The sequence below is a fragment of the Mesorhizobium sp. CA16 genome (assembly GCF_020165175.1).
In the GTDB taxonomy this organism is placed as follows: Bacteria; Pseudomonadota; Alphaproteobacteria; order Rhizobiales; family Rhizobiaceae; genus Mesorhizobium.
In genome coordinates this window covers 306,672-318,698 of sequence record NZ_JAIUHP010000001.1, presented here as the reverse complement: position 1 = coordinate 318,698, position 12,027 = coordinate 306,672, and the positions used below count along the sequence as shown (strand labels likewise).

At 64.1% G+C, this 12,027-nt stretch carries 13 protein-coding genes; 10 read left to right on the top strand and 3 right to left on the bottom strand.

Annotation, left to right across the window (positions count from 1 at the left end; all coding sequences use genetic code 11):
* Window positions 1-32: 32 nt before the first annotated feature.
* Window positions 33-1,235 (bottom strand): pyridoxal phosphate-dependent aminotransferase, encoded by a 1,203-nt coding sequence (locus tag LB525_RS01555; RefSeq protein ID WP_224543130.1) that lies wholly within the window; start codon window positions 1,233-1,235, stop codon window positions 33-35.
* Between the two features lie 219 nt (window positions 1,236-1,454).
* On the opposite strand from LB525_RS01555, the gene LB525_RS01550 reads away from it, so the two are divergent.
* The 3 genes from LB525_RS01550 (at window position 1,455) to LB525_RS01540 (ending at window position 4,011) form a co-directional block, all read left to right on the top strand.
* Window positions 1,455-2,357: an EAL domain-containing protein gene (locus LB525_RS01550; protein WP_224543129.1), complete on the top strand. Its 903-nt coding sequence runs from the start codon at window positions 1,455-1,457 to the stop codon at window positions 2,355-2,357.
* On the top strand, window positions 2,354-3,214 hold the full coding sequence (locus tag LB525_RS01545) for an EAL domain-containing protein (protein WP_224543128.1): 861 nt from the start codon (window positions 2,354-2,356) through the stop codon (window positions 3,212-3,214). Before LB525_RS01550 ends, LB525_RS01545 begins: the two co-directional genes overlap by 4 nt.
* A gap of 188 nt (window positions 3,215-3,402) precedes the next feature.
* Window positions 3,403-4,011, top strand: a complete 609-nt coding sequence (locus LB525_RS01540) for a glutathione S-transferase family protein (protein ID WP_224543127.1) — start codon at window positions 3,403-3,405, stop codon at window positions 4,009-4,011.
* A gap of 452 nt (window positions 4,012-4,463) precedes the next feature.
* On the opposite strand, the gene LB525_RS01535 is transcribed toward LB525_RS01540, so the two are convergent.
* Window positions 4,464-4,676, bottom strand: coding sequence for a cold-shock protein (locus LB525_RS01535; protein WP_027168154.1), 213 nt, complete (start codon window positions 4,674-4,676; stop codon window positions 4,464-4,466).
* A gap of 278 nt (window positions 4,677-4,954) precedes the next feature.
* On the opposite strand from LB525_RS01535, the gene LB525_RS01530 reads away from it, so the two are divergent.
* The gene (locus tag LB525_RS01530) at window positions 4,955-5,281 is read left to right on the top strand and encodes a hypothetical protein (RefSeq protein WP_095766594.1); all 327 of its coding nucleotides are present in this window, start codon (window positions 4,955-4,957) and stop codon (window positions 5,279-5,281) included.
* Window positions 5,282-5,292: 11 nt separating this feature from the next.
* Here the strand turns inward: LB525_RS01530 and LB525_RS01525 are convergent, their stop codons facing one another.
* On the bottom strand, window positions 5,293-5,862 hold the full coding sequence (locus LB525_RS01525) for a methylated-DNA--[protein]-cysteine S-methyltransferase (protein WP_224543126.1): 570 nt from the start codon (window positions 5,860-5,862) through the stop codon (window positions 5,293-5,295).
* 165 nt (window positions 5,863-6,027) lie between these two features.
* Here LB525_RS01525 and LB525_RS01520 point away from each other — a divergent pair, with 165 nt between their 5' ends.
* The 6 genes from LB525_RS01520 to LB525_RS01495 all read left to right on the top strand — a co-directional run bounded on the left by LB525_RS01520 (window position 6,028) and on the right by LB525_RS01495 (window position 11,914).
* Window positions 6,028-7,068, top strand: coding sequence for a lytic transglycosylase domain-containing protein (locus LB525_RS01520; protein WP_224543125.1), 1,041 nt, complete (start codon window positions 6,028-6,030; stop codon window positions 7,066-7,068).
* A gap of 35 nt (window positions 7,069-7,103) precedes the next feature.
* Window positions 7,104-7,601 carry a GNAT family N-acetyltransferase gene (locus LB525_RS01515; protein WP_224543124.1) on the top strand — a complete coding sequence of 166 codons (498 nt, stop codon included), beginning with the start codon at window positions 7,104-7,106 and terminating at the stop codon, window positions 7,599-7,601.
* Window positions 7,602-8,022: 421 nt separating this feature from the next.
* Window positions 8,023-9,279, top strand: a complete 1,257-nt coding sequence (locus LB525_RS01510) for an ABC transporter substrate-binding protein (RefSeq protein ID WP_224543123.1) — start codon at window positions 8,023-8,025, stop codon at window positions 9,277-9,279.
* 23 nt (window positions 9,280-9,302) lie between these two features.
* A complete protein-coding gene (locus LB525_RS01505) occupies window positions 9,303-10,217 on the top strand; it encodes a carbohydrate ABC transporter permease (protein WP_224543122.1) in 915 nt (304 codons plus the stop codon).
* Window position 10,218: 1 nt separating this feature from the next.
* On the top strand, window positions 10,219-11,043 hold the full coding sequence (locus LB525_RS01500; protein WP_095766599.1) for a carbohydrate ABC transporter permease: 825 nt from the start codon (window positions 10,219-10,221) through the stop codon (window positions 11,041-11,043).
* 115 nt (window positions 11,044-11,158) lie between these two features.
* Window positions 11,159-11,914, top strand: coding sequence for a DUF899 family protein (locus tag LB525_RS01495; protein ID WP_224543121.1), 756 nt, complete (start codon window positions 11,159-11,161; stop codon window positions 11,912-11,914).
* Window positions 11,915-12,027: the final 113 nt, after the last annotated feature.

The following is a 12,027-nucleotide window of genomic DNA, read 5'->3' as shown; positions in this document are numbered from 1 at the left end:
AGGTTTTTCTTGCTGGCCGGCCGGATGGCCGATCAGGCCAGCGACGCGGTGAAGCGCTGGATGCGCGTGCAGGCTTCTTCCAGCAAGGCGTCCGACGTGGCGTAGGAGATGCGGAAGTTTGGTCCGAGGCCGAAGGCCGAGCCGAACACCACCGCGACACCTTCGGCCTCCAGCAGTTCGGAGCAGAAGGCCTCGTCATTGTCGATCACCTTGCCCGTCTTGGTCTTCTTGCCGATCAGCTGGGCGCAGGACGGATAGACATAGAAGGCGCCTTCCGGCGACGGGCAGGAGATGCCCCGCGCCTGGTTGAGCATCGAGACCACGAGGTCTCGCCGGCCCTGGAAGATCGCCTTGTTCCTGGCGATGAAATCCTGCGGCCCGTTCAGCGCCTCGACCGAAGCCCATTGCGCGATGGTGCAGGCGCCCGAGGTCTGCTGGCCCTGGATCATGTCCATCGCCTTGATCAGCGGCACCGGGCCGGCTGCATAGCCGATGCGCCAGCCGGTCATGGCATAGGCTTTCGACACGCCGTTCATGGTCAGCGTGCGCTCATAGAGGTTCGGCTCGACCTCGGCGATGGTCTTGAAGACGAAATCGCCATAGGTCAGGTGCTCATACATGTCGTCGGTCAAGGTCCAGACATGCGGATGCTTGAGCAGCACGTCGGCCAGCGCCCGCAGCTCGGCCTCCGTGTAGGCGGCGCCCGACGGGTTCGACGGCGAGTTCATCAGCAGCCATTTGGTCTTCGGCGTGATCGCCTTTTCCAGCACTTGCGGCGTGAGCTTGAAGCCGTTGTCAATCGAGGTGTCGGCGAACACCGACGTGCCGCCGCAGATCGCCACCATTTCGGGATAGCTCACCCAATAGGGGCGCGGGATGACGACTTCGTCGCCCGGGTTCAGCGTCGCCATGAAGGCGTTGAACAGGATCTGCTTGCCGCCGGTGCCGACGATGGTCTGCTCCGGCCGGTAGTCGAGATTGTTCTCGCGCTTGAATTTTTTCGCGATCGCCTCGCGCAGCGGCACGATGCCGGAAACCGGCGGATATTTGGTCTCGCCGCGGCGGATCGCCTCGATCGCCGCATTCTTGATGTTGTCGGGCGTATCGAAGTCCGGCTCGCCGGCGCCGAGGCCGATCACGTCACGGCCGGCATTTTTCAGCTCGCGCGCTTTCTGCGTCACCGCGATGGTCGCGGAAGGCTTAACGCGGGAAAGGGCGTCGGCGAGAAAGGCCATGACGAAATGTCTCCTAGGAAAAGCGGCCAGGACCAGCCGCGGCGCCTCTCATGTCGCATCATGGCGCGGAGCGCAAGCATTGTGCGATGAGCCAGAGGTCAAGGAGGCGTGACCAAAGTCAGCCTGCGTGAGCGGCAACGCTAAATTCATCAACGGCCGGTAAACCCTTGGCTGGCAGGATCGCAGATCGGATTGCGACTATTCGCGGAGCGAGAAACCTTGTCGCGCAGCATCGGGCTCGCCCACATCATCCGTCATGATGACGGCACCTCGACCGGTGTCTGGGGCATCTATACGTTGCAGAGCGCGTTCCAGCCGATCTTCGCCTTCAAGGAGGGCAAGCTTTCGGTCGTCGCTTTCGAAGGGCTGATCCGGCCGTTCCGCGATGGCGAGCCGCAGTCGCCGGGGACATTTTTCGGCACCTGCCCGGCAGCCGACCGGTTGCATATCGAGGCGCTGACGCGCACGCTGCATCTTCTGAACGCCGGCGCCTGCCTACCGCAAGAGGCCTACATCTTCGTCAATTTCGACCCGTCGGTCTTCACCGATCGTCACATCGCCGACAAGGCCCTGCGCGACATGCGGCTGGTGCTGCACGAAGCCGGCATCGATCCGCGCCGCATCGTCTGCGAGGTCACCGAGCAGAAATCGGCTTCGCAGGAAGCGCTCTACGGTTTTGTCGAGGCGCTGAGGGCCAATGGCTTCAGCATCGCGGTGGACGACTATGGCGCCGATGATTCCGACATCAATCGGATCAAGGAACTCAAGCCAGACATCGTCAAATTCGATGCGAATTGGATCACCCATCTGATGGAGTCCGGCGCCGGCTTCGCCTTGCTGACGGCGATGGTGCAAAGTTTCGAGAACCAGGGCATCCGCACCGTCTTCGAAGGTATCGAGGAAGGCTGGCAGTTGGAACTCGCCGAGAGGTCCGGCGCCTCCATGGTACAGGGCTACGTGCTTGCCCGGCCGGAACTTGCCCCCACCAGCTTTCGCGTTTTCGGCAAGGGCGCGCAGCAGCCTTCGAGCGAAGACAGCAAGGCACCGGCCGCCGCAAGCCCGGCGGCCCCAACGCTGCACGGACGGCCGGCAAGAGTGTTCGGGCGCAAGGTCGCGCCATGAGCGGACAACCAGACAGGCGGCGCAACGTCGCCGAGGCGATCTTCACTGACGAGATCGGCCTCCAGTTCGGCGTCTATGGCGAGTACCGGCTGTGGAGCGCCTATCAGCCGATCTTCGCGCCGGAGGGCAGGGTGCTCAGAGCCGTCGCCGTCGAGGGGCTGATCGAGCCGCGCCGCGTCGCGCAGCCGGTAGCCGCTTCGGTCTTCTTCGGCAGCATTCCCGCGCCCGACCTTCTGTTTGTCGAAACGATGTGCCGGATGCTGCATCTCGGCAATTACCGCAACATCGGCGTCGAGGGATTGACGCTGTTCTTTAACTATAATCCGACCATTAACGATCATCTCGGACGTGCGCTCGCCGAGATCCGGCTGATGACCAGGCATCTCGGCGATCTGGAGCTCGAGCCCAGCCTGCTGGTCTGCGAGATCACCGAACAGGCAGCCGACGACCAGGTTCTTGCCAGCCTGGTGCGCGAAATGCGGCGCGACGGCATCCGCATCGCCATCGACGACTTCGGCACGGGGCATTCGACCGAAGCGCGCATCGATCTGCTTGCACCCGACATCGTCAAGATCGATGGCGCCTGGTTTGGCGAGCTCTGCCGCCATGCCGCCGCCGAACGCTTCTTCCGGCCGTTGGTGGCGATGCTGCACGAGCGCGGCGCCAAAGTGCTGGTCGAGGGCATCGAGAATGCACAGCACTTGCGCGTCGCGCTTGAGGGCGGCGTCGACCTGCTGCAAGGCTTCCATCTCGCCCGCCCGGCGCTCGCCGGCACGGTCTTCAAGGAAGAACCGCTTTCCATCGACGCTCTCATCGACGCCGGCAACAAAGTCGTGCCCCTGCATCAGCATCGCTGATGCTCGATCCAAAAGACGCATCAGCATCGCTGATGCTCGATCCAAAAGGCGCATCAGCATCGCTGATGAAGCGAAAAAATATCAGCGCCGCTGATGGTTCTTCTTGAAAACAAATCACTGGATGGTCTCGCCTGGGCGCGTTAGAGCCGTGCTGAAATGGGCTTCAGGCGACGCGCGAGGTATGTGCGATGATCCTTTACGACATGGCCGACAGTGGCAATTGCTACAAGCCGCGGCTGTTGATGGCCAAGCTCGGCATTCCTTTCACCCGGGTCGAGGTGAGCTCGCATACCGGCGAGACGCGCAAACCAAATTACGTCGCCAAGAATCCGAACGCGATGGTGCCGATGCTCGAGCTCGACGACGGCAGGCGCATCACCGAGAGCAACGCCATCCTGCTCTATCTTGCCGAAGGCGCGCGCTTCCTGCCGACTGACAAGTATGAACGCGCGCTGGCTTACCAATGGCTGTTCTTCGAGCAATACAGCCACGAGCCCTATATCGCGGTGCGCAAGGCGCTTTTGACTTTTCCGGAACGGGCGAAGGACGCCACGCCGGAACGGCTGGCGCAGACGCTGGAGCGCGGCAACAAGGCGCTCGGCGTGATGAACCAGCATCTGGAGCGGAACGAATTTTTCGCCGGCAACGCCTATAGCGTCGCCGACATCGCCTTATATGCCTACACCCACACCGCCGGGATGGGCGGCTTCCAGCTCGACGCCTATCCGGCGGTCGCCGCCTGGCTGAAGCGCGTCGAGGCGGACAAGGGACATGTGCCGATCGAGTGGGTACCTTAAGGCAGCGCCGGCGATTGGCGAAAGGCTGGGGACAGCCTCCTTCTCCCGTTCACGGGGAGAAGATGGCGGCAGCCAGATGAGGGGCTGCGCCGGCCTTACTAAGTCAGCCAAAATGACAGCCCTGAAACGTTGGCGCTGCCCCCTCATCGCCCTGCCGAGCACTTCTCCCCGTGAACGGGGAGAAGGAGGCAACTCGCCAAAATCCAGACAACAAAAAAGGCGGGCAATGCCCGCCTTCCTCTGCCGGTAGCCTGATCGGGAGCGTCTGGTCCGGGCCGGCAGCTATCTGCTGTTCCAGCTTGTCGGGTCTTTTCGCTCCGGCGCGCTTCTCGCGCGACCGTCAGTACATCCGTGACTTGCCGCGCGCCCCGAACCTTCGCCCGGTGCGCGCCTTACTTAGTCGCATTTTGCGCCGCTGGCCGTAAAGCCTGCCGCAAAATGCTTAAGCCAAATCAGGCTGCCTTGCTAAGAGAGCCAGCAGCGGACTTGCCGGTGCGGCGGTCCTGCTCGATCTCGAAGTTGATTTTCTGGCCTTCAGCCAGGCTCGTCATGCCAGCGCGCTCGACAGCGGAGATGTGGACGAAAACGTCCGCGCCGCCATTGTCAGGCTGGATGAAGCCGTAGCCCTTGGTGGCGTTGAACCACTTGACCGTACCAGTTGCCATATAGAATGCCCTTCACATTTGCTTTTGTTTGACCGGACCAACGTCCGGCCGGCGGTATCGAAATTTTGGAGATAGACGTCAGCAAACGCGAAGATCGCGGCCCGATCGATCGGCCAAATTCAATGCTGCGGATATAGGATAGTTTGAGCAAGAAAACAAGACGGGTTGCCTGGACGCTGCCCCGGATCCCGGATCGAGCGGAAGACAAGCATGGAAGTTTTGACAGCGGTGCCGCGTTGTGAAGGGATGGGATGCTTGCCCTTCCGAGGAGAGAAGCCATGAAGACCATTCTGCTTGCCGCCTGCTTCCTGCTGCTGGCCGCGGAAGCGCAGGCGGTGACGCGCTACGATCCGACGCGCATGAGCTGCGACCGGGTGCAGGCGACGATCGCCAGACAGGGCGCCGTCATCCTGCGCTACCAGTCGACGCGCGTGCCGGGGCTGCCGCTCTACGACCGCTATGTGCGCGACGAGCGTTTCTGCAACGCGGGCGAAGTGAGGGCACGCGCCTACGTGCCGAGCGCCGACACCCGGTCCTGCATGGTCTATGTCTGCAAGCGTCCGGATTTCGAGCGGCGTTTCCGCCGCCGGTTCCTGCAGGACTGATACGCAGCGCCTTAGAACCCGAACGAAGCCTGCGCCGCCGGCGGCGGGCCGACGCGAACGCCTTCCATGGCCAGCATCCTTTCCTTGGTGGCCGAGCCGCCGGGCGCGGAGAAGCCGCCGATCTTGCCGCCGGCCGCCAGGATGCGATGGCACGGAATGACCAGCGGCACCGGATTGGCGCCTAGCGCCGCGCCCGTTTCGCGCGGAAGGCCCGCATGGCCGGCGCGCTTGGCCAGTTCGCCATAGGTGGTGGTCTCGCCGAAGCCGAGCTTGCGAGCCGCGTCGTAGATGGCGAGGCGGAAATCGTCGACGCCGTCGAGATCGACCGGCACGCTCGAGAAGTCGACGTCCTCGCCGGCCGCATAGGCCTTGATCTTGGCGATCAGATCGACCACCCAGGACGGCTGGTCTGTCGAGGCTGAGACGCCGGGGTGGCGAAGCAGCCGGCGCTCGACCGCTTCGCGGCTGCGCTCCGGCAGGCAAAGCCGGATCAGGCCCTTCTCGCTCCAGGCAATGCCCATGAAGCCGATCACTGTTTCTAACACTGCGTGGCCGGCCGTGATCTGGGATGTGGGTTTCATGGCGTATTCCTTCGGCAAAACAGCGAAAAACGAGTACATATCCAGAACAATATGGCACTTCGGCCCTGTTGTCGCCACCCGAAAACCGCCGGGTGGCCCCGATTGCCGGGTGTGAATCGCTGGTGTAAGGACTCCTTAACAACCGACAAACCGGACCCGCACGGCTTGCCAGCTAAAATCATATTCACCGCGCTCAGCGTGCTCGTAGCCGCTGCTGGTCTCAGCGGCTGTACCTCGACCTCGCAGATGAAGGCCGCGCCCGCGCTCGCGGAAGCCTCGACGCCGGCCGTCGCGGATGATACGCCGACGCTCGCGCTGCCCGAAACGGTGGCCGTGCTGCCGGAGCCTTCTGGCCTCGCGCAGGTGCAGACTGCCGCGCTGGCTGGCGATGCCGTCGCCATGGCGACCACGCCAGGGGCGCCCGCGACGCAAAGCGCATTGGCGATGCAAGGCGCGCCCGCGACGCAAGGCGCGCCTGCGACGCAAAGCGCGCTGTTGCCGCCGCCTGTCCAACCTGGCGCGCCCGCCGCGGCGTTGGCTCAGCCTGCGGCTTTCGCGGGAGCGACGCCGATGGCCGGCCAGTTTCCGCCGCCGCCGGTGCTGACGGCCGGCGGCTCGCCGACCGGCCCTGGATCCATCAGCCGAGCGGCATCCATCAAGCAGGCAGTCTATACAACCGCAGGCGTTGCCATGCCGGTCACCGGCCAGTCGGCCAAAGTCGCCCCGATGCCCGGCGTCCAACAGGTCGCTTATGTGGCGCCGGACAACCCGGCGCTGCTTGCGGCACCCGGCCAACCCGAGCAGCACGCCAGCGGCCCGCGCGGCGAGATCGAACGGCTGATCGAGAAATATTCGGCGATCTATGAAGTGCCGGTCGAGCTGGTGCGCCATGTCGTCAACCGCGAGAGCACCTTCAACCCGAAAGCCTACAATCATGGCCATTGGGGGCTTATGCAGATCAAGCACGCGACGGCGCGCGGCATGGGCTATGACGGACCGGCGACCGGCCTGTTCGACGCCGAGACCAACCTCAAATACGCGGTGAAATATCTGCGCGGCGCCTGGCTGGTTTCGGGCGGCAACGCTAAGCGGGCCGACACGCTCTACCAGACCGGTTACTACTACGACGCCAAGCGCAAGGGCCTGCTCGAGGCGACGGGGCTTGGCTCCGACCGCAAGCGGCACCGCCTGCCACCCGACGCCTGAGCGGACGGTCCCGCGCGGCGTTTCGAGACAGCGCCATGCATGAAAACACAATTCCCCGTCCGCCGGCTGCCAACGACATCCGCCTGCGCAAGCTGCTCGACGACACGCTCACCGCGCCGCACTGGCCGCAGGGCTTCGTCATGCGCGCGTTCGAGCACCGGGACGCGCCAGCCTTGCACGCGCTGCTGGAAGAGGTGTTCGATGACGGCGCCGACGGGCCGTTCGACGAGTGGTGGCCGCGCATTGCCGGCGATGCGGAGTTCAATCCCGCTCTCTGTTTCCTGGCGATCGACGGCAAGGGGCTGCTGGCGGGCGCGGCGCTCTGCTGGACATCCGGTTTCGTCAAGGATCTCGCCGTCCATCCGGAATCGAGACGGCAGGGCCTCGGCGAGGCGCTGATGCGGCAGGTGTTCCTGACCTTTCGCGAGCGCGGGGCGACCCATGTCGATCTCAAGACCAATATTGTGAAGAACACCGCGGCCTTCAGGCTCTACGAGCGGCTCGGCATGATCCCGGTCGACTGGGAAGGCTGACGCCCAAAGCGCGGCGGGCCGGATCGGAGGCTCCCGGCGCGGCGTTGCAATCGCCTGCGCCCGGACATTGTGAACTCCTTCACATAGGCTGACGTTAGGGCATGCTAATTCGTCGTCGTGCCGGGCGGCCGATCGGCGGATCGACGCGGGCAAGGCGTCGGAGGAGGCTGTGCCGGCATGCGTCAGCCACTCCCAGGCGGGCTCCGGGGCGGGGGTTTCGGAGCCCGTCCGCTTTGCGTGAAGCGAGGCGGACGGAACGGGCCGCCGACGCGGCGAGCCACCGAGATCGGCTTCACCGACCTGCTGGCCCGGTCGGCCACGCACAACGCGGGAACCCTAAGCGGCGTCGCGCATTCAACGCAGGGGCCTTGATGAGCCGCGACCTATGCGTCGCCGGTCGCGCAGGGAGGTCCGCAATCCCGTGAAGTTCGTTTCAGCATTCCTGGCCGCCGGCATCCTGCTCGGCGCTGTTCAAGCGCGAGCCGTGGAACTGTCGATCGTGTCGGGCGATACCGGCAACGGCATCAAGGTGCTGCGCGAGATACTCGATCGTTACGAGAAGAAGAGCGGCAACAAGGTCGATATCGTCGTCATTCCGCCTTCGACCACCGACCAGTTCGGCCAGTACCGGCTCTGGCTCGCCGCCGGCAGCAGCGATATCGACATCTACCAGACCGACGTGATCTGGGCGCCGCAGCTTGCCAGCCAGCTGGTCGACCTGACCAAGGCGACAAGGGATGTGGTGGGAGAGCATTTCCCGTCGATCATTCAATCGCAGACGGTCAACGGCAGGCTGGTCGCGCTGCCGATCTTCACCGACGCGCCGGCGCTCTATTACCGCAAGGATCTGCTCGACAAATATGGCGCCAAGGTGCCGGCCACCTGGAAGGAACTGGCCGATACCGCGAAGCTCGTGATGAACAAGGAGCGACAGGCCGGCAACAAGGACATCTGGGGCTTCGTCTTCCAGGGCAACGCCTATGAGGGTCTGACCTGCAATGCGCTCGAATGGGTGATGTCGAATGGCGGCGGTCGGATCATCGAACCGGACGGTGAAATCTCCATCGACAATCCAAAGGCGGCCGCGGCGCTCGACATGGTCAAGGGCTGGATCGGCACGATAGCGCCGCCGGGCGTGCTCGCCTATCAGGAGGAAGAAACGCGCGGCGTCTGGCAGACCGGCAATGCCGTCTTCATGCGCAACTGGCCATACGCCTATGCGCTGGGCAACAGCGAGAATTCGCCGATCAAGGGCAAGTTCGACGTGGCGCCGCTGCCGGCCGGCGAAGGCGGGCGGCCGGTCGCCACGCTGGGCGGCTGGAACCTTGCGGTGTCCAGATATTCGAAACATCCAGACGAGGCGATCGAGCTGGTAAAGTTCATCGCGTCGCGCGAGATGCAGAAATACCGGACGCTGAGAACGTCCAACCTGCCGACCATCCCGGCGCTCTATGACGACCCCGACATCGCCCGGCAGCAGCCGATCGTGCCGCGCTGGAAAGAGATTTTTCTCAACGCGCAGCCAAGGCCGTCGGCAACCGCCAGGATCAAGTACAACGAGGCATCCAGCCAGTTCTGGACTGCCGTGCACGACACGATCTCCGGCCAGGGCGCCGCCGCCGAGAATCTGGCCGATCTCGGCGCGAGGCTGACCAGGCTGAAAGGCAAGGGCTGGTGAGCGCGGCAAGGCGATCGCCGCTGATGCGCCGACGCGTGCGCACGGCCTGGCTGTTCCTCGCGCCGATGCTTCTCGTGCTCGCCGCCGTCGCCGGCTGGCCGTTCCTGCGCACGGTCTATTACGGTTTCACCGATGCTTCGCTGGCGGACCTCGACGCAAGGCAATGGGTGGGCTTCGACAATTACTTCTCGGTGTTGCGCCTGCCGAGCGGCCGCCTGCTCTATGACGGGTTGCTCGTCGATCCGGTCTGGTGGCGCGCGGTGTGGAACACGGTGCGCTTTGCCGTGGTTTCGGTGGCCTGCGAGACGGTGCTGGGCATGATCGTGGCGCTTGCGCTCAACACGGAATTCCCCGGACGCGGCATCGTGCGGGCCGCCATCCTCATTCCCTGGGCGATCCCGACCATCGTCTCGGCCAAGATGTGGCAGTGGATGCTCAACGACCAGTTCGGCATCATCAATGTCGCGCTTCTCAATCTCGGCCTGATCGACACCAAGATCGCCTGGACCGCCAATGCCGACACCGCAATGATCGCCGTGCTGATCGTCGACATCTGGAAGACGACGCCGTTCATGGCGCTGCTGATCCTGGCGGCCCTGCAGATGCTGCCGCGCGAGATCCTCGAGGTGGCGAAGCTCGACGGCGCCAACCCGTGGCAGATCTTCTGGCGGGTGACCTTGCCGCTGATCCGTCCGGCGGTAATGGTGGCGGTGATCTTCCGCGCGCTCGATGCGCTACGCATCTTCGACCTGATCTATGTGCTGACGCCCAACAACGTGCAGACCAAGTCGATGTCGATCTTCGCGCGCGAGAACCTGTTCGAGTTCGACAAGTTCGCCTATGGCTCGGCCGCCTCGACGCTGCTTTTCCTGATCATCGGCCTGCTCACCATCGCCTATATCCGCATCGGCCGGCTGAGTTTCGAGGGAGGGCGCTGACATGAAAATGCTGAAGCGCGCCGGCTTCTACCTGCTGCTCCTGGCGATCGTTTTCGTCGCGGTGTTTCCGTTCTACTACGCCATCGTCACCAGCCTGAAATCGGGAACAGAGCTGTTCCAGGCAGGCCTCTGGCCGCAATCGTTCAGCCTTGCCAATTACCGCAACGTGCTGACCGAAGGTCCCTTCCTGCGCAATCTCGTCAATTCGCTGATCGTCTCCGGCGCGGTCGTCGCGGTCTCGCTGCTGCTCGGCGTCACCGCGGCCTATGCGCTGGCGCGCATTCGTTTCCGCGGGCGCTCGGCGCTGATGCTGGCCATCCTGTCGGTGTCGATGTTTCCGCAGGTCGCGGCACTTGCCGGGCTGTTCGAGATCATCCGGGCGCTGCATCTCTACAATTCGCTCTTGGCGCTGATCCTGTCCTACATGATCTTCACGCTGCCGTTCACGGTCTGGGTGCTCACCACTTTCGTGCGCGACCTGCCGGTCGAGATCGAGGAGGCGGCGATCATCGACGGCGCCGGGCCCTGGACCATCCTCACGCGCATCTTCCTGCCGTTGATGTGGCCGGCGCTCGCCACCACCGGGCTGCTTGCCTTCATCAGCGCCTGGAACGAGTTCCTCTTCGCGCTCACCTTCACCTCCACCAACACGCAGCGCACCGTGCCGGTGGCGATCGCGCTTCTGTCAGGCAATTCGCAGTTCGAGATCCCGTGGGGCAACATCATGGCCGCCTCGGTGATCGTCACCGTGCCGCTGGTGGTGCTGGTGCTCGTCTTCCAGCGCAGGATCGTGTCGGGTCTCACGGCTGGCGGCGTCAAAGGCTAGATGCGACGCGAAAAATGAAGGGAAAGCGTGTGCCGAAATGTCGGATCAGGTCGCGGCGAGCCGTCCTTGGATCGTAGAGCAACCCGCGCCGGGACGCCGGCGCCAGGAGACGATCATGATCACCTTTCCCAATGAATCCGCCAAATATCGCACCGCGCGCGAAAAATTGCTGCGCAAGGAAATCGAGCTGCGCCGCGCCATGGAAGCGGTGGCGGAGGCAAGGCGCGCTTTGCCGCCGGGTGGTTTGGTACCGCAGGACTATGTGTTCGACGCCCTGGACGACCAGGGCCAGCCGGCGAAGGTGCGGCTGTCGGACCTGTTCGCGCCGGGCAAGGATACGCTGATCCTCTATCAGATGATGTTCCCGCGCCACCCGCAGGAGACGCGCGAGGTGGCGAAAGGCGGCGAGACGGCGAAGCTTGCCCGGCAGGACCAGCCATGCCCCTCCTGCACGGCGCTGCTCGACCAGTTCGACGGCGCGATCGGCCATCTCGAAGCGGCGGGCTTCAACTTCGCCGTGGTGGCGAAGACCGCGCTCGACAATCTGACGGCGCTCGGCCGCGACCGCGGCTGGAAAAACATGCGGCTCGTCTCGTCGGCCGGCAACGCTTTCAAGCGCGACTACAACTCCGAAACGGCCGAGGGCGCGCAGATACCGCTGCTTTCGGTGTTCCACCGTAATAGTGACGGCATCCGGCATTTCTGGTCGTCGGAGCTAGACTTCGCGCCATCAGACCCGGGACAGGACCCGCGCGGCATCGGCACCTGCGAGATCCTGTGGAACCTGATGGATTTCACGCCCGAAGGCCGGCCGAACTGGCATGAGCAGCTGCAATATGCCGGGCACGCCCCCGGCGCGCACTGCCATTGATGGCGACGCGGGCCCCCGGCCCGTGCGCTTCCTTTCGAGGCAACCTCTTAGGCAACCCTGGGGCCGGTGCCGCGTTGGGGAAGGCGGAGGGGCTGTTTCGGATCGGAGATCGA